This is a genomic window from Enterobacter sp. BNK-8 (assembly GCF_048685095.1).
GTDB lineage: Bacteria > Pseudomonadota > Gammaproteobacteria > Enterobacterales > Enterobacteriaceae > Enterobacter > Enterobacter quasiroggenkampii.
The window spans coordinates 3507482-3523149 of the sequence record NZ_JBLQTN010000001.1; the positions used below are offsets into that span (position 1 = coordinate 3507482).

General features: G+C 54.2%; 18 protein-coding genes and 1 tRNA gene. 12 read left to right on the forward strand and 7 right to left on the reverse strand.

Annotation, left to right across the window (positions count from 1 at the left end; all coding sequences use genetic code 11):
- Positions 1 to 8: 8 nt before the first annotated feature.
- Complete coding sequence (locus ACMGGU_RS16865; RefSeq protein ID WP_048029146.1) at positions 9 to 875, reverse strand: LysR family transcriptional regulator; 867 nt, start codon at positions 873 to 875, stop codon at positions 9 to 11.
- A 105-nt stretch (positions 876 to 980) separates the two neighbouring features.
- Between ACMGGU_RS16865 and ACMGGU_RS16870 the strand changes: the two genes are divergently transcribed.
- Entirely contained in the window at positions 981 to 1442 is a 462-nt protein-coding gene (locus ACMGGU_RS16870) for a multidrug/biocide efflux PACE transporter (protein ID WP_111967506.1), read from the forward strand.
- A gap of 119 nt (positions 1443 to 1561) precedes the next feature.
- Positions 1562 to 2791, forward strand: a complete 1230-nt coding sequence (locus tag ACMGGU_RS16875; RefSeq protein WP_196365329.1) for an amino acid permease — start codon at positions 1562 to 1564, stop codon at positions 2789 to 2791.
- Positions 2792 to 2829: 38 nt separating this feature from the next.
- On the opposite strand, the gene ACMGGU_RS16880 is transcribed toward ACMGGU_RS16875, so the two are convergent.
- Positions 2830 to 3300, reverse strand: coding sequence for an Lrp/AsnC family transcriptional regulator (locus tag ACMGGU_RS16880; protein ID WP_008499685.1), 471 nt, complete (start codon positions 3298 to 3300; stop codon positions 2830 to 2832).
- 115 nt (positions 3301 to 3415) lie between these two features.
- Between ACMGGU_RS16880 and ACMGGU_RS16885 the strand changes: the two genes are divergently transcribed.
- On the forward strand, positions 3416 to 4027 hold the full coding sequence (locus ACMGGU_RS16885; RefSeq protein ID WP_048029141.1) for a LysE family translocator: 612 nt from the start codon (positions 3416 to 3418) through the stop codon (positions 4025 to 4027).
- A 27-nt stretch (positions 4028 to 4054) separates the two neighbouring features.
- On the opposite strand, the gene ACMGGU_RS16890 is transcribed toward ACMGGU_RS16885, so the two are convergent.
- The gene (locus ACMGGU_RS16890; protein WP_008499687.1) at positions 4055 to 4327 is read right to left on the reverse strand and encodes a GNAT family N-acetyltransferase; all 273 of its coding nucleotides are present in this window, start codon (positions 4325 to 4327) and stop codon (positions 4055 to 4057) included.
- A 10-nt stretch (positions 4328 to 4337) separates the two neighbouring features.
- Positions 4338 to 4568: a 4Fe-4S mono-cluster protein YjdI gene (yjdI, locus tag ACMGGU_RS16895; RefSeq protein ID WP_008499689.1), complete on the reverse strand. Its 231-nt coding sequence runs from the start codon at positions 4566 to 4568 to the stop codon at positions 4338 to 4340.
- A gap of 176 nt (positions 4569 to 4744) precedes the next feature.
- Here yjdI and ACMGGU_RS16900 point away from each other — a divergent pair, with 176 nt between their 5' ends.
- The 9 genes from ACMGGU_RS16900 to ACMGGU_RS16940 all read left to right on the forward strand — a co-directional run bounded on the left by ACMGGU_RS16900 (position 4745) and on the right by ACMGGU_RS16940 (position 13712).
- Positions 4745 to 6385, forward strand: a complete 1641-nt coding sequence (locus ACMGGU_RS16900; RefSeq protein ID WP_420300758.1) for an ATP-binding protein — start codon at positions 4745 to 4747, stop codon at positions 6383 to 6385.
- Entirely contained in the window at positions 6369 to 7064 is a 696-nt protein-coding gene (locus ACMGGU_RS16905) for a response regulator (RefSeq protein ID WP_420300759.1), read from the forward strand. Before ACMGGU_RS16900 ends, ACMGGU_RS16905 begins: the two co-directional genes overlap by 17 nt.
- Positions 7065 to 7232: 168 nt before the next feature.
- Positions 7233 to 8321 (forward strand): ABC transporter substrate-binding protein, encoded by a 1089-nt coding sequence (locus ACMGGU_RS16910; protein ID WP_048224731.1) that lies wholly within the window; start codon positions 7233 to 7235, stop codon positions 8319 to 8321.
- Positions 8322 to 8401: 80 nt separating this feature from the next.
- Complete coding sequence (locus tag ACMGGU_RS16915) at positions 8402 to 10171, forward strand: ABC transporter permease (protein WP_023294491.1); 1770 nt, start codon at positions 8402 to 8404, stop codon at positions 10169 to 10171.
- Positions 10164 to 11234, forward strand: a complete 1071-nt coding sequence (locus tag ACMGGU_RS16920) for an ABC transporter ATP-binding protein (protein WP_039265500.1) — start codon at positions 10164 to 10166, stop codon at positions 11232 to 11234. The genes ACMGGU_RS16915 and ACMGGU_RS16920 overlap by 8 nt, the downstream gene beginning before the upstream one ends.
- Before the next feature lie 183 nt (positions 11235 to 11417).
- Entirely contained in the window at positions 11418 to 11909 is a 492-nt protein-coding gene (locus tag ACMGGU_RS16925) for an Hcp family type VI secretion system effector (RefSeq protein WP_088204235.1), read from the forward strand.
- Positions 11906 to 12319: a polymorphic toxin type 44 domain-containing protein gene (locus tag ACMGGU_RS16930; RefSeq protein ID WP_252152166.1), complete on the forward strand. Its 414-nt coding sequence runs from the start codon at positions 11906 to 11908 to the stop codon at positions 12317 to 12319. The genes ACMGGU_RS16925 and ACMGGU_RS16930 overlap by 4 nt, the downstream gene beginning before the upstream one ends.
- Positions 12297 to 12722, forward strand: coding sequence for a hypothetical protein (locus ACMGGU_RS16935; protein ID WP_262802534.1), 426 nt, complete (start codon positions 12297 to 12299; stop codon positions 12720 to 12722). The genes ACMGGU_RS16930 and ACMGGU_RS16935 overlap by 23 nt, the downstream gene beginning before the upstream one ends.
- Before the next feature lie 183 nt (positions 12723 to 12905).
- Positions 12906 to 13712 carry a DUF4225 domain-containing protein gene (locus tag ACMGGU_RS16940; protein ID WP_111967501.1) on the forward strand — a complete coding sequence of 269 codons (807 nt, stop codon included), beginning with the start codon at positions 12906 to 12908 and terminating at the stop codon, positions 13710 to 13712.
- Here the strand turns inward: ACMGGU_RS16940 and ACMGGU_RS16945 are convergent.
- The 3 genes from ACMGGU_RS16945 to actS all read right to left on the reverse strand — a co-directional run bounded on the left by ACMGGU_RS16945 (position 13709) and on the right by actS (position 15505).
- Positions 13709 to 14023 carry a hypothetical protein gene (locus ACMGGU_RS16945; RefSeq protein ID WP_015673660.1) on the reverse strand — a complete coding sequence of 105 codons (315 nt, stop codon included), beginning with the start codon at positions 14021 to 14023 and terminating at the stop codon, positions 13709 to 13711. The two genes, ACMGGU_RS16940 and ACMGGU_RS16945, sit on opposite strands and share 4 nt — an antisense overlap.
- Before the next feature lie 584 nt (positions 14024 to 14607).
- Positions 14608 to 14681: transfer RNA gene (locus tag ACMGGU_RS16950), tRNA-Gly, on the reverse strand.
- 80 nt (positions 14682 to 14761) lie between these two features.
- On the reverse strand, positions 14762 to 15505 hold the full coding sequence (actS, locus tag ACMGGU_RS16955) for an amidase activator ActS (protein ID WP_045335243.1): 744 nt from the start codon (positions 15503 to 15505) through the stop codon (positions 14762 to 14764).
- Between the last annotated feature and the right edge of the window lie 163 nt (positions 15506 to 15668).

Genomic DNA, 15668 nt, shown 5'->3' on the forward strand with positions numbered 1-15668 from the left:
CACAAGGATCAGCGTGCATCCTGCAGATACTGTCGCAGCCAGCTTCCGGCAACACCGGGAGGGGATCGTTTATTCCACAGCAGATCGATGCCGATCGCCCGCGGCCAGCCGGGAACATTGAGCTGTACCAGGGATTTCGCGGCGGCAAACTCATCCACCAGCGCGCACGGCAAGACGCACCAGCCAAATCCCTGTACCGCCATACTCAAGAGTAACAGGTAATTCGGGGCTGACCAGACGGGCCCGCGCGCGATCTCCGCCTCGCGCTCAAGATAGGTGCTCAGCCGTAGCTCTCGCCAGCCGTGCAGCTCGTCACGCTGAACGTCATGTTGTCCGGCGAGCGGATGCGTGGTCGCGACATAGATCGCCATGCGGGTCTGCATCGGCAGCCGGATAGCGCCGATATCCGTAGGATAACCGTCTCGCGCCTCGGTGAGGCCAATCTGCGCGCGCTCCTTTTGCAGGAGATCGATCACGTCCTCCTCCTCGCCAATCAGACATTCGAATTCCGTATGGGGAAAGCGCGCGTCAAACTGTTTCATCATCTCTTCCAGCACGTCCGGGTTGAGGGTATCAGAAAGGACAAACGTCAGACGCGCCTCCGTTTGCGCCGATAGCGACACCGCCAGCTCATCCAGCCGCGTGCTGGCGGCGAGAATAGCCTGCACATAGCCCAGCACCTGTTCCCCCTGGGCCGTTAACACCGGCTGGCGTGCCGAGCGGTCAAACAGCTCGAAGCCCAGGTCGGCTTCAAGATTGGCAATGGACGTGCTGACCGTCGACTGGCTTTTACGCAGCCGGCGTGCGGCCGCAGAGAAAGAGCCTGCCGCAACGGTCTCGACAAACGCGGTAAGGGCTTCGGGTGAATAGCGCATAACCTATCTACTTTAGCGATGGATACTATCTTTAATATATCAGCTTTAGCGATGAAAATAGGCCACATCAACGCCCATACCGGCGAATTAACGAGGTCTATCGCTATGCAACATCAGGATGCACTCCACCGTAAACTGCCGGAGCGGATCTTTCATGCAGTCTGTTTTGAAGGAATTGCGACGGCGATCCTCGCCCCTACGGCGGCGTGGCTCATGCAGCGTTCCGTGGTGGAAATGGGTGGGTTGACCATTATTCTGGCGACCACCGCCATGCTGTGGAACATTATTTATAACTTCGGCTTCGACCGTTTCTGGCCCGTTCAGCGCGTCAAACGTACGGCAAAAGTGCGTGCGTTGCATGCGCTGGGGTTCGAATGCGGGTTTATTGTGATTGGCGTGTCGATTGTCGCCGCCGTACTGGGCGTCACCCTGCTGCAGGCATTCACACTGGAAATAGGTTTCTTCCTGTTCTTCCTGCCGTACACCATGTTCTATAACTGGGCGTACGATTGCCTCCGCGAGAAATTTCTTAAGCGCCGCCAGCAACGACGCGCCCTGGCAGGCTAAATGCCTTCTGGCCGGACGCCCGTTCCGGCCAAACGCCTTCGAAGCAACTGCGCTCTCCGTGCATAACTATGGTAAATTGCACTCCATTCCGATGGTTTGATAGTTGATACGTTGCTCTAATGTCGAAAATTTGGTCAAAAGATGAGACTCTCTGGAGTTTCGCTCTCTACGGCACGGCCGTGGGCGCAGGAACGCTCTTCCTGCCCATTCAGCTGGGCTCCGCAGGCGCAATCGTCCTGTTTATTACCGCCCTCGTGGCCTATCCCTTAACCTACTGGCCGCACAGAGCGCTGGCGCAATTTATCCTCTCGTCAAAAACGAAAGGCAACGAAGGGATCACCGGCGCCGTTTCGCACTATTACGGCCGGAAGATCGGCAACCTGATCACCACACTCTATTTCATCGCCTTCTTTGTGGTGGTGCAGATTTATGCGGTGGCCATCACCAACTCGTTAACCGAGCAACTGGGAAAACACCTGACGGTGGATACCGCCGTTCGCGTGCTGGTCAGCCTGGGCGTGGTGCTGGTCCTGAATCTGATCTTCCTGATGGGACGGCATATCACGATAAAAGTGATGGGCTTCCTGGTGTTTCCGCTGATTGCCTATTTCCTGTTTGTCTCGCTCTATCTGATCGGCAGCTGGCAGCCCTCGCTGCTGACCAGCCAGATGGCCGTCGATCGCCACACGCTGCACCAGGTCTGGATTTCAATTCCGGTGATGGTATTTGCGTTCAGCCACACGCCGATTATCTCGACGTTTGCAGTTGACCGTCGCGAGAAATTTGGCGACGGCGCCATGGATAAATGCAAGAAAATCATGAAGGTGGCGTACCTGATTATCTGCCTGAGCGTGCTGTTCTTTGTCTTCAGCTGCCTGCTCTCTATTCCGCCGTCGTACATTGTGGCCGCCAAAGAGGAAGGGGTGACTATCCTGTCCGCGTTGTCGATGATGCCTTCTTCACCGGCGTGGCTGGGAATTTCCGGGATTGTCGTGGCGATAATTGCGATGTCGAAATCGTTCCTCGGCACCTATTTTGGGGTGATTGAAGGGGCGACGGAGATCGTGAAGTCGTCGCTGAATCAGGTGGGCGTGAAAAAGAGCCGCGCCTTTAACCGCGCGATTTCCATTATGGGGGTGTCGTTAATCACCTTTGCCGTCTGCTGCATTAACCCGAACGCCATTTCGATGATTTACGCCATCAGCGGCCCGCTTATCGCCATGATCCTGTTTATCATGCCGACGCTGTCGACGTATCTGATCCCCTCCCTGAAACCGTACCGTTCCATTGGCAACCTGCTGACGCTGATCGTTGGGGTGCTGTGCGTGTCGGTAATGTTCGTCGGCTAACCCCTCTTTGATGCCCGGCGCTCTGCCGGGCATGTCATTCAGTCTCGTCCCGTAACGTCCAGCGGAAAAGGTCTGTCCTGCACCACCGTTTTCATGACAAGCGTTGAGCGAAGATGCTGCACGCCAGGCATGGCGGAAAGCTTCTCGTCATAGAGCTTCTGGAAAGCGGAGAGGTCGCGGGTCACAACGTGCATCAGATAATCGGGATCGCCAAACAGACGCTGCGCCAGCACGATCTGCGGGATCTCCTCCACCGCCTCCTCAAACGCGCTAACCGCCTTTCGGTCCCCTTCTTTCAGCGTCGCAAAGACGATTGCCAGGAAGTTAAACCCCATTTTGGCGGGATCCAGGCTGGCACGGTATCCCGTTATGGCCCCGCTTTGCTCCAGCGCCCGCACGCGACGATGGCAGGGCGAGAGGCTTAGATTGACCCGCTCAGCCAGCTCGGTAAGCGACAGGCGTCCATCAGACTGGAGCGCCGCAAGAATTTTTCGATCAATGCTGTCCATTTGGAAGATTTTCTCAATTTCACCGTGTTATGAGCATAACATTGAAAGCCTATTTCGCAGGGTTAACGATATTCTTTTTCGCAACGTTTAACGCACTGCGGGAGTTTTCAGAACGATGGAAATGAGTATTGTGGCCGGCTTTTGGGTGGTTTCGTTTCTGCTCATCATGACGCCAGGCGCCGACTGGGCCTACGCCATTAGCGCCGGGATTAACGGGCGACGCGTGGTACCGGCGGTGCTGGGGCTGATGTCAGGGCATCTGTTAGCCACGCTCATTGTCGTGGCTGGCGTGGGGGTCGTGATTGCTCAACATCCGCTGGCGTTAACCGGGCTGACCCTCGCGGGGGCCGCGTATCTCCTGTGGCTCGGCATCGGACTGTTGCGTCACCCTGCCGCCCCGGAAAAAGCGAGCCACCACGCGGGAAACTGGCGACAGTGGGCGGTGAAAGGGCTCTGTATTAGCGGCCTAAACCCGAAAGTGTTTTTGCTGTTCCTGGCCCTGCTCCCGCAGTTTACAGACCCGACCGGGAGCTGGTCGTTAGCAATGCAAATGTCCACGCTTGGGATGATGCACCTTATCACCTGTACGCTGGTCTATCTGCTGGTGGGGTATGGTTCAAAAGCGGTGCTGGCGACCCGGCCACAGGCGGCGCGTCGGGTGAGCATGGCATCTGGAGGGATAATGGTGCTGATCGCGATGGTATTGCTGCTTGAGCAGGTAAGATAAAAAAACACCGGCCATCGCCGGTGTTATTTACGCCCGAATATCGTCATATTCCCGCGTTTTATCAAACTCATGTTTCGCGAACGGGCACAGCGGAATAATTTTGCGGTTCTCACCGCGCATCTTCTCCACCACTTTCGCTACCAGCTGTTTACCGACGCCCTGCCCTTTCAGGCTCTCATCCACATCGGTGTGCTCGATAATGCTCAGGTGCTCGCCGGTCGGCACGAAGACAATCTCCGCGACCTGGTTGCCGTTCGCATCATTCACGTAAAACTTGTTATGGCCTTCCAGAATATCCATGGTTCCTCGCTTATTTTTGGCGATACTTCAGCGCACCGCTCGGGCAGGTATCAATCACGCGGACAACCGTTTCAACGTCCACTTCATCGGGAATAATCCACGGTTTACGTTTCAGATTAAACAGCTTTGCACTGCCACGCACGCAGTTACCGGAGTGTTTGCAGATCCCGGTGTTGAAGTAAACGTCAATTTTCTCGCCGGTATAGGCCCGGTAACCCGCATCCAGTAGCTCTTTATCCATGACATTGCCTCTGTAATTATTATCGTGCTGAATGAAGAATAGCCTGACGGGATCCTGATGGCTATAACGCCGAAAACGAAAAGCCAGGTCACAACTCTTTTCTTGCCAGATTGCGTCCGCTATTTGCCCATGTCAGGCTCGGCAAATGTCACTTTTACATAACATCCGCAGGTTGAATGAAACGCAGACTCTCTTTTCAGGTAAAGCTGTTTTTAGCGCTGGTGTGCTTCTCCTGCCTGCTGTTAGTTCTGCTGGGAACGATCCTGTTTCATTTTATTGACCGGCAGCTCCATCACGATCTCGGCCAGCGTGCCCGGGTTCAGGCCAGCCAGATCGCGCTGATGCCGGGTCTGGCGGCAATGGTTGCGGCCAGAGATATCCCCGGCATCGCCCGGTTAATCCAGCCGCTTCGCGCCGAAAGCGATGCCAGCTACATTGTGATTGGCGATACCGAGGAACAGCACCTCTATCATTCGGAATCCCCGGAGCGGATTAATTTACCGATGATCGGCGGAGATAATGCGGAGGTATTAAAGGGCAAAACCATTATTTCCGTGCGCCAGGGCGGGATTGGGGTTTCACTGCGCAGCAAAGCGCCGATCTTTAACGCGCAGCACCAGGTGATTGGTATTGTCTCGGTCGGCTATCTGACCTCCTATATTGCCAATATTAATGCCCGCATTCTCTGGCAGTCCGGGCTGTACGGCGCGGCTCTTCTGCTGCTGCTGTTTATGTTCTCCTGGCTGTTTACCCGCAATCTCAAAAAACAGATGTTCCGACTGGAGCCGAAAGATATCGCTCAGCTGGTTTTGCAGCAGCGCGCGCTATTAGAAGCTATGTATGAGGGGGTATTTGCCGTCAATGAAGAGAAGCAGCTGATTTTAATTAACCGCGCCGCACGAGAAATGCTGGATATTCGGCAAAGTGAGAAAGCGCTTATCGGCAAACCGCTGGAAGACGTTCTGCAGACGTCGCCAGGCTTTTTATCCCAGCGCTACGCCTCGGTGAGCAGTGGCCGCCACGACCAGATTGCCGTGCTGAACCAGCGGGAGGTAATCGTCAACCGTGTCGCGATTGAGGTCGAACCCGGCGTTGAAAGCGGCTGGGTCTACAGCTTTCGCGACAAAAATGACATCAACACCCTCAGCAGCCAGCTCAGTCAGATCAAGCGCTATGCCGATAACCTGCGCATTATGCGCCACGAGCAGCTGAACTGGACCGCCACGCTGGTGGGCTTACTGCAGATGAAACACTATGACGAGGCGATTCGTTACATCCAGGTGCAGTCCGAAGGGGCGCAGCGGGTGCTGGACTTCGTCTCCGCCCGTTTTTCCTCTCCCGCGCTGTGTGGTCTGCTGCTTGGAAAATACGTCAGCGCGCGCGAAAAAGGCATCGAATTGCTGTTTGATCCCGCCTGCCAGCTCACCCGAATGCCCGCCACGCTCAACGAAACGGAGCTGATGTCCATTATTGGTAACCTGCTGGATAACGCGGTGGACGCGACCCTTAAGGCACCGGTCCCCTCGCCGGTGGAACTCTACATTTCTGACCGTAACCAGGAGCTGCTGATCGAGGTGGCCGACCGGGGCTGCGGGGTGGAGGATGCGATGAAGCCGCATATTTTCCGCCAGGGATTCAGCAGCAAACCGGAACGTGAAAACGACATTGTGGGCACCGAGCACGGTATTGGCCTGTATCTGGTGGCAGGATATATCGATAAGGCTGGCGGCAGCATTGAGATTGCCGACAACACGCCACAAGGGACTATTTTTTCTGTGTTTATTCCGAATGGGCTAAAGCATGACCCGAGCACTTGATGTTGTGATCGTTGAAGATGAGCCGCACCTGGCGGAGCTGCATCGCGAGTATATCGAGCAGAATTTTCATTTACGCGTGGTGGGTATCGCCGCGTCGATTGAGCAGGCATGTCGCCTGATTCGTCAGCACCAGCCGCGGCTAATCCTGCTGGACAACTATCTTCCGGACGGTAAAGGCGTGGAGCTCATCGATAACCCGCTGCTGAAAAGCTATGAGTGTTCAGTGATCTTCATCACCGCCGCCAGCGATATGCAGACCTGCAGCCACGCCATGCGCAGCGGCGCGTTTGATTACCTCATCAAGCCCGTCTTTTTCCAGCGCCTGCACGCTTCGCTGGAGCGGTTTATGCGCTTCATCCACACCGTGCAGCAGGTGAAGGTAGTCGACCAGCATGCGCTGGATCGCCTGTTTCATCTGCCTGCCGCGGAAGCCTCCGTTACGCCGTCCACAAAGGGCATTGAGCCCCAGACGCTGGAACGCATTAAACGCCTGTTCGCCGAGCATCCCGAGAGCGCGATGTCGGTTGAGGAGGTGGTGGAAAACGTGGGGATCAGCAAAACCACGGGTCGCCGTTATCTTGAATACTGCGTGGAGAGCGGGTTAATCAGCGTTGAAATGCTGTACGGCAATATTGGCCATCCTCGCCGGTTATACCGCAAAGCCCCCGATAAACCGTAATCCGCAACCGTTCGTTGGCTAACGTTCGCGGATTTTATGGTGTTAATTGCTGAAACGACGGCGACAATCACACTTCGGAATCATTGCCCTCGCCTCCCTATTGTCGGAGGCGCGCTTTACGCTATGTTGACAATTAGTTCCTCAAATGTAACTAAAAGGTTAACTATAATGTCGAACACGTTCCGAATTTCTCTGCTTACCGCTACCGTACTGTTCTCTGCTTCTGCACTGTCTGCCCTGCCGCAGGGTTATCCTGCTGAGTATCAAAAAGTGGTTGATGCCGCCACGAAAGAGGGCAAGGTTGTCATCTATTCCACCACCGACATCAAAGCTGCCGGGCCGCTGATCCAGGGCTTCGAAAAAACCTACCCAGGCATTAAAGTCGAATACAACGACATGAACAGCACCGAGTTGTACAACCGTTTCATCAGCGAACAGGCTTCCGGCGGCGTGAGCGGCGACGTGGTCTGGAGCTCCTCGATGGACACCGGCCTGAAGCTCGCCACCGACTACGCCATGGAGTACAAATCTCCGGAGCAAAGCCAGCTGCCGAAATGGGCGGTCTGGAAAGATAAGGCCTACGGCACCACCTATGAGCCAGTGGTCTTTATCTACAACAAGCGTCTGATCCCGGCTGGCGACGTGCCGGATTCTCACGCCGCGCTGGCGAAGCTGATTGCCAGCCAGACGGACAAATTCAAGAACAAAGTCACCACCTACGATATCGAAAAATCGGGTCTGGGCTTTATGCTCTCGGTGCAGGATCACAACGCCGATCCGAACTACTTTAAGACCCTGGCCGACGTCGCCAAAGGGGGCCTGTCGGTGCAGTCGTCTACCGGCACCATGATGGAGCGCGTCTCCTCTGGTGAAAACCTGATCGGCTTCAACATCCTCGGTTCTTATGCGGAAGCGCGTGCGAAGAACGATCCGTCACTCGGCATCTCCTATCCGAAGGATTACACCCTGGTGCTGTCACGCGTGTCGTTCATCAGCCAGCAATCGCAAAACAGCAATGCCGCGAAGCTGTGGCTGGACTACGTGCTCTCTGAACAAGGGCAAAACATTCTGGCCAATCAGGCGGACATCCCCTCCATTCGTAACGATATCGAAGGCAAGAATGATATCGACGGCCTGACCAAAATCCTCGGCAACGCGCTGAAGCCGATCCCGGTTGATGAAACGCTACTGGAATACCTGCAGCCGAAAAAACGCCTCGAGTACATCAAAGAGTGGCGTACCGCCGCCGGTAAATAAGCGTCTGAGTGCGGCGCTGGCCGCCGCGCTCCCTTATCGACTGAGTTCGTTTTTCTGGGCTGCAATACCAGGGATACCCCATGAATACATTACGCAGAAAGTGGCAAAGCCTGCCGCGAGGCATCGTCGTGCTGATAACCGCCCTGGTTATCTACACGCCGCTGTCGTTTATCGTGATACAGAGCTTCCTGTCCGCGCCGTTCTTTTCGCCGTCAAAAGAGTGGAGCTTTGAATCATTTGATTTTATTTTCACCGACCCCGATTTTTATAAAGCCCTGAAAAGCGGCTTTATTCTGGCCTTCGGGCTGGTCTTTATCTCTATCCCGCTGGGTGGCGTGCTGGCGTTTCTGATGGTGCGTACCGACCTGCCCGGTCGCCGGCTGATTGAGCCGCTGATCCTGGTCCCGATTTTCGTTTCACCGATGGTGCTGGGCTTCGGCTACGTGGTGGCCGCCGGTCCGGTGGGCTTTCTCTCCCAGTGGGCTGAGGCGCTGATTGGCTTTGTGCCGTGGAACATCTACGACATGTCGAGCATTGTGGTCATTGCCGGCCTGACGCACGTCCCGCACGCCTATCTGTATATCTCGTCAGCGCTGCGTAGCGTGGGCTCCGACGTGGAAGAAGCCGCGCGCACCGCGGGCGCGTCGCCCTGGCAGGTGATGACCTCCGTCAGCCTGCCGATGGTGCGCCCGTCCATTCTGTACGCCACCGTGCTGCTGTTCTTCCTGGGGCTGGAGGTGTTCGGCCTGATGCTGGTCCTCGGCGACCCGGAAGGCAACATGGTGCTGGCGACCTATCTCTATAAGCTGACGAACAAGATGGGTACCCCATCCTATAACCTGATGGCGGCGGTTGCCGTGGTGCTGATCTGCATCACCATCCCGCTGGTGATGCTCCAGCGTCGCCTGATGCGCACCGCCAACCGCTTCGTCACCATGAAGGGCAAGGCCTCGCAGGCCCGCGCGCTACCGCTGGGTAAATGGCGCTGGGTGGCTGGCGCGGTGATTGCCTTCTGGCTCACCGTCACCATCGGAGTTCCGCTGCTCGGCGTGGTGCTGCGCGCGTTTATCTCCAACTGGGGCGTGGGCGTTTCGCTGTGGGACGAGCTTTCTCTGAACACCTTCCGCACCATCTGGGCGCAGCCCAACCTGCTGCGCGCCATCGTCAACTCCATGGCGATTGGCGTCATTGGCGGCGCGCTGGCCGTGGTGTGCTACCTGTTTGTCGGCATTGCCATGCACCGTAAGCCGGACAACACCACGCGTTTCCTGGACTACAGCGTGCTGGTGCCGCGCGCCGTGCCTGGCCTGCTGGCGGGTCTGGCCTTCCTGTGGGTGTTCCTGTTCCTGCCGATGTGGCTGGATAACTCGCTAAAATCAGGCTGGCTTTCCGGGTTTGCCTGGACCGACTGGATGCGCGAAAACGTCATCGTCTGGCTGCGTTCGCTGCGCAGCACCATTTTCAGCGTCTGGCTGGCCTATACCGTGGTGTGGATGGCTTACGGGCTGAGGCTTATCTCTTCCACGCTGCTGCAGGTAGGGCCGGAGCTTGAAGAAGCCGCGCGCAGCACCGGGGCAACGCGCGGGCAGATCACCCGCCACGTCACTATTCCGCTCTCCCGCTACGGTCTGATCGGTTCGTGGCTGCTGATGTTCCTGATCTTTGAACGCGAATACTCAACGGGTGTGTACCTGCTTTCACCCGGCACGGAGACCATCGGCTCGATGCTGGTTTCCCTCTGGGCCGCGGGTGCCATTGATATCGTGGCGGCGCTCTCTTTCATTAACATCCTGCTTGTCGTGGTAGGTCTGGGCATTGCCCTTCGTTTCGGAGTGAAAATACATGATTGAATTAGCGGTTGACGATCTGCACTTAACCTACGGCGACAATCCTGTTTTAAAAGGTGTCTCCATGAACCTGAAGCGCGGCGAAGTGGTCTCCTTGTTAGGCCCCTCCGGCAGCGGCAAAACCACCCTGCTCCGCGCCGTCGCGGGTCTGGAAAAACCGACCCAGGGCTCGATTGTGATTGGCAACAATAAAGTTTACGACGGCACGCCGCGCAGTGAGGTCCCGGCGGAAGAGCGTAACCTGGGGCTGGTATTCCAGTCCTACGCCCTGTGGCCGCACAAAACCGTGTTTGAGAACGTGGCCTATCCGCTCAAGCTGCGCAAAGTCCCGGCCAAAGAGATCCAGCAGCGCGTGCAGGACGTGCTGGACCAGCTGGGTCTGGGCCATCTTGGCAAACGTCACCCGCACCAGCTCTCCGGTGGGCAGCAGCAGCGCGTGGCGATTGGCCGCGCGCTGGTGTACAACCCGCCGGTGATTTTGCTGGACGAGCCGCTTTCCAACCTCGACGCCAAGCTGCGCGAAGAGGCCCGCGTGTTCCTGCGCGAGCTGATTATCAAGCTCGGGCTGTCCGCGTTGATGGTGACGCACGACCAGAACGAAGCGATGTCCATTTCCGACCGTATCCTGCTGCTCAACAACGGCAAAATTGAGCAACAGGGCACGCCGCAGGAGATGTACGGCTCGCCGAAGACGCTATTTACCGCCGAGTTTATGGGCAGCAACAACCGCCTGCACGGCAAGGTCACCGAAGTGCGCGACGGCAGAGCGCGTATCGAAGGCAAAGGCTGGGTGCTGTGGGGCCAGGCGGGCGAAGGGGTACAGAGCGGTAATGACGCCACGGCGGTGATCCGCGTCGAGCGCGTCGCGGTGGTTGAGGGGCCAGGGGAAAATCAGCTTGAGCTGCCGCTGCTCACCAGCATGTATCTCGGCGACCGCTGGGAATACCTGTTCCGCACGGTGGGAGATGATTTTGTGATCCGTGCGTATGGGCATGAGGTGCGGGATCCACAGCACTGCCATCTTTCGCTGCCGGAGAAGCATGTTTGGGTGTTCCCGAAAGGGTGAGGGTGAGTGTGAGAGGAAAAGGCTGCGGGATGCGGCCTTTTTACATTAGAAATGTATTTAGTTTAACTTAACTCAAACTCAATAAAATATAACGCTTTGAATTTGATACGCTTATTTACCACCCACTTTCCCTGTCGGTACAATTTCCTTATGAATTTGTATAACAACATGAGGAAAAGAAAAATGGCTATTCCAGCTTACCTATGGCTTAAAGATGACGGCGGCGCAGACATTAAAGGCTCTGTAGACGTTCAAGATCGTGAGGGCAGCATTGAGATCACCGGATTTTCCCATAATCTCAGCATTCCAACGGACGGAATGACGGGAAAGATCACAGGAACCCGCAAGCACTCAGCTGTGCTAATTCAAAAAGAGTTTGATAGTTCATCCCCCTACCTCTATAAAGCCGTAGCCACTGGTCAGACGCTAAAATCTGCTGAGTTCAAATGGTACAAGATCAACGACGCAGGACAGGAAGCGGAATACTTCAACTTCCTGCTTGAAGGCGTAAAAGTTGTCGGCGTTTCGCCAGTGATGCACGACACCAAAGATCCGACCAAAGAGAAGCATACCCACCTTGAGTGCGTAGAACTTCGTTATGAAAAAATCACATGGAAATACTGCGATGGTAACGTGCAGTTCACCGATGCATGGAATGAGAGAGCGCAAGCGTGAGATACCCAACATTAGCGGCATCACCTCACCCGCCGTTTGATGTGTCCTCTTTCGCCCCGCCAGGCGTGAATATCGTCAGTAATATGATGATGGCTCGCTTTCATCGTGGCCCGTCAGCCCTCACCTATGCATGGTTTTATCAGCAGGTAAGAGGGCATGGACCATGGGATTACAAACAGCGCGATAGACAGTTCGAGAGTTTTGGAAACTTCCATTACGGGGCTGTTGGTCACGCTGCGGGGATTCCTGACGAAGTATTACTTAGGGGCGCAGGATGGGCGCAAAGTCGCGCAGGAACAACTGATGCGGCTTTTGGTAATTGGTATGGCTCAACGCCTTACGGCGATGATCCTAATGACCAATATTGGATAAGAGCGGGTATCGACTATGCAAAACGCACAGGTTTTTAAGAGACGGTATCTTCTTCTGATACCGTTGATTGTTATCGCCTTTGGGGTTTACAACATGCTGCACTTCTCACCACTTGAGCAAGAGATTATCAAGAAGGTGAAAGTAAACAACCAGGCTAATCTATTCATCACGGAAGCGAGTGCAGGCGCCACCACAGGCTTTTCCTACCGTTTCTATTTGTATGATGCTAACAAAGACGATAAATCATTTATTAAGAGTCTGAAGGACGATGACGAGCCTTTCATGATCACTACGGACAAAAACGCATTGAGGAAAGTCGAAAATGATGCGATCTATCTGTCAGTGAAGGGAACCATCTACACCTTTCACAACCAGGCGGCTTATAGAGTGCATGATTCAATCTACTTAGTACCTGTCTACCTCACAGCCATACCCTTCTAAGAGCATAGCCAGCTTTCACGCTGGTGTGACGCAGTGGCAACACCAGGATATTTTAAGCAGGAAGATGTAAACTGGGAGAATAAAGAGACGGCCCCCCACGGGGCGGGTTGTGAAAGTATTTCCTGTTGTCTTCGACCTTATTGCACTTAAAATGACCAGACACATTTTGGGATGGAGTCTTTAATGGATATTGCGCTGCTCAACAGGGGGTGGAACAGAACATGGTCAGATACCATGGTAAATCTGGAAGCCCGGAAACTCGTCGAAACTGCAAATCGGCTATCAGCATTCTATTTGCAAGATGGGATAACACGTATCAAGTTTGTCGAAGAGATAAGGCAGGTCGTAGAGAAAGAATTTGAAACTGCACGACGGGCCAAAACCGATGAAGAATGCATTGCATGCATCAAAAATCTGCGTGCCGAAACAGATAATCTGCAAGAACAAGAACGCTTGTTAAGAACCAGAGCCGCCCAACTTTATGCAAAGGTCGAGTTTGTCAGGGAAAACAATAAAATCGTCGGATACGTGATTTCGGCAATTCATATAGTGGTATCTGGAGCAGCATTATTTGGTGGGATGGTTATGATGTCCACTATGACCCCTGTTGGAGTTCTTGCAGGAGCAGTTTTATTTGTTGATGGTATTAACGGTATAACAAAAGAAGCAAGCCATCTTCGCTATGGTGAACAATCCAAATCGGAAGGAATTTTTGCTGATGGCGCAATGGAGACCGCACAATTTATGGGGTTTAGCCCAAAAAGTGGATTAGCTCTTTATAATACGGTGACTCTAGGGACGAGTGTCTATAGTATCTTCGGCTTAGCAAGGAAACCCGGAGCTTGGCGATTATTCCGTTGGCTGCCGCGTGATTACTACCGAAAAGTTGACACAATGAGCAAGCCTAAGCTAACGATGAAAATCGCTGGATATGGTGTCAAAGCGAAAGTCATTTTTGATCTTCTGGCTACTGATAACAGTACTAATTAAGATTTGTTCGCTCTACAGAATCGCCAAGATTTATAAGCAAGTACAGGCGGTTGTATAAAAATTGCAACCGCTGCGCCACAAGAAAGGCCAATAGCACCAGAGAAAACACTCTGCTCAGATGCGAACATCACAAGAAAAATGAATACAGCAAGGCAACCGGATACAACCCACACGGCAAGAATAAATCGCCTGGCCAGGTCCCTGATTGCATTCCCCAACGTTCCACCATAGCTTTCAACGTTGTTCTTTATCTTCTTCAAATCCGATGGTGTAAAGCCAGAACTCAACAAAGCCTCATCAGTAACATCCATATTGTCCTCTCCGCATTTCTTAACTGGCAATGGCACACATAATCATAGAGATGAACTTTACAGTAATCCACTTGATGTTTGTGCAATGTATTAGATTTCAGACAATAGAAGCCATAAAGCCCCGTTAGTGGTACAAGCAACAAGCGGAGCATAGCGACTGCATCAGGCCAACCTGGTTGGTTTCGCTTTGCGAAAGTCACCAGTGACCTAATCAGATTGTCAGAGGGATCACACCTTATGAGGGTGCTCGTGTACCTTTCGGAGCGTGAGCGAAACGCTGGAAAGGCCTGCATATCGTGTGCAGGTACGTTTACCACTATACACCTGTTTACGCAGCCACAAGGCTGCACATCGGGCTTAAATGCGTATGATCAATCTGTTCGGGAGTTATGCTTTTTGTTCGTTGTTTTGCTGTCGCGGTAAGAACCTGGAACCACCGCCAGCGTGATGATATGCTCCCTTGTACCACGGACCAATCACGCGACAGGTGCGGGCGTAGAACAATGGGTAGTTTAAGTTGTACCTGCTAAAGCGGGGCAACGTAACTAACTGATAAATAATAACTTGTTGTTTTGTCAGGAGATTGGAGCGGGCGAAGGGAATCGAACCCTCGTATAGAGCTTGGGAAGCTCTCGTTCTACCATTGAACTACGCCCGCTTTGAGGTGCGTAAGGCATTATAGACCTTACGCACCTTCATACAAGCCTCTTCACAACTAACTGGCGATTAAATAATCACTTAGCACTTCGGTTTGCTGCCGGGCGCAGGAAGATAGCGCTGCGGATCGATGGCCGTCGCCTTATAGCGGATCTGGAAGTGCAGCTTCACTGAATCCGTACCGGTGCTGCCCATGGTGGCAATCTTCTGCCCGGCTTTGACGTTCTGCCCGTTGTTGACCAGCATCGTGTCGTTGTGCGCATAGGCCGTGATGTAGTCTTCGCCATGCTTAATCATGATCAGGTTACCGTAGCCACGCAGCTGGTTACCGACGTAAACCACCTTCCCGGCCCCGGAGGCATAAACCGGGGTACCGCGCGCAGCGGCGATATCAATACCCTTGTTGCCACCTTCAGAGAGTGAGTAAGGGGCGACCACTTTACCGCTGGCAGGCCAAATCCAGCAGCGCTGTCCAACCGGCGGCCATGACGATTGCGGCACCTGATAGGACGGCGTCACTTTGGCGGTTTTGCCTTTCGAAGAGGACTTTTTACCCGCGGACGATCCGCCGCTAACCTTTAGCTGCTGCCCCACCTCGATGGTGTAGGGCGGAGAGAGATTATTCAGCCGCGCCAGATCCTTCACGCTTGTCCCCGTTGCGCGTGAAATCCTGTACAGGGTGTCCCCGCGTTTGACGGTGTAGACCGAACCGGAATAGCTTCCCGTATCCGAAGATTTGCTCCCTGAACAGCCCGCCAGTAATAGCGTCAGCGTCAGGCAAAAAATAGCGGTAAGGGGTTTTCTCGTCAGGCTTCCTGCAAACAAAACAGATCCTCGGTCAGCGTGAATGGCGCACTATGATAACAGCCAAAACGAACAGGGGTCATGCCCTTTTCCGCTCTACGAGCCAAACCGTTCGTATAAGAATGCAGTATAATGCTTCGGCTGATGGTGCTGAACCACTCGGCAATTTGGCACTGGAGCATCA

Coding starts and splice junctions, on each gene's coding strand:
- ACMGGU_RS16865 (WP_048029146.1), bottom strand. CDS start 875: ATGCGCTATTCACCCGAAGCCCTTACCGCGTTTGTCGAGACCGTTGCG.
- ACMGGU_RS16870 (WP_111967506.1), top strand. CDS start 981: ATGCAACATCAGGATGCACTCCACCGTAAACTGCCGGAGCGGATCTTT.
- ACMGGU_RS16875 (WP_196365329.1), top strand. CDS start 1,562: ATGTCGAAAATTTGGTCAAAAGATGAGACTCTCTGGAGTTTCGCTCTC.
- ACMGGU_RS16880 (WP_008499685.1), bottom strand. CDS start 3,300: ATGGACAGCATTGATCGAAAAATTCTTGCGGCGCTCCAGTCTGATGGA.
- ACMGGU_RS16885 (WP_048029141.1), top strand. CDS start 3,416: ATGGAAATGAGTATTGTGGCCGGCTTTTGGGTGGTTTCGTTTCTGCTC.
- ACMGGU_RS16890 (WP_008499687.1), bottom strand. CDS start 4,327: ATGGATATTCTGGAAGGCCATAACAAGTTTTACGTGAATGATGCGAAC.
- yjdI (WP_008499689.1), bottom strand. CDS start 4,568: ATGGATAAAGAGCTACTGGATGCGGGTTACCGGGCCTATACCGGCGAG.
- ACMGGU_RS16900 (WP_420300758.1), top strand. CDS start 4,745: ATGAAACGCAGACTCTCTTTTCAGGTAAAGCTGTTTTTAGCGCTGGTG.
- ACMGGU_RS16905 (WP_420300759.1), top strand. CDS start 6,369: ATGACCCGAGCACTTGATGTTGTGATCGTTGAAGATGAGCCGCACCTG.
- ACMGGU_RS16910 (WP_048224731.1), top strand. CDS start 7,233: ATGTCGAACACGTTCCGAATTTCTCTGCTTACCGCTACCGTACTGTTC.
- ACMGGU_RS16915 (WP_023294491.1), top strand. CDS start 8,402: ATGAATACATTACGCAGAAAGTGGCAAAGCCTGCCGCGAGGCATCGTC.
- ACMGGU_RS16920 (WP_039265500.1), top strand. CDS start 10,164: ATGATTGAATTAGCGGTTGACGATCTGCACTTAACCTACGGCGACAAT.
- ACMGGU_RS16925 (WP_088204235.1), top strand. CDS start 11,418: ATGGCTATTCCAGCTTACCTATGGCTTAAAGATGACGGCGGCGCAGAC.
- ACMGGU_RS16935 (WP_262802534.1), top strand. CDS start 12,297: ATGCAAAACGCACAGGTTTTTAAGAGACGGTATCTTCTTCTGATACCG.
- ACMGGU_RS16940 (WP_111967501.1), top strand. CDS start 12,906: ATGGATATTGCGCTGCTCAACAGGGGGTGGAACAGAACATGGTCAGAT.
- ACMGGU_RS16945 (WP_015673660.1), bottom strand. CDS start 14,023: ATGGATGTTACTGATGAGGCTTTGTTGAGTTCTGGCTTTACACCATCG.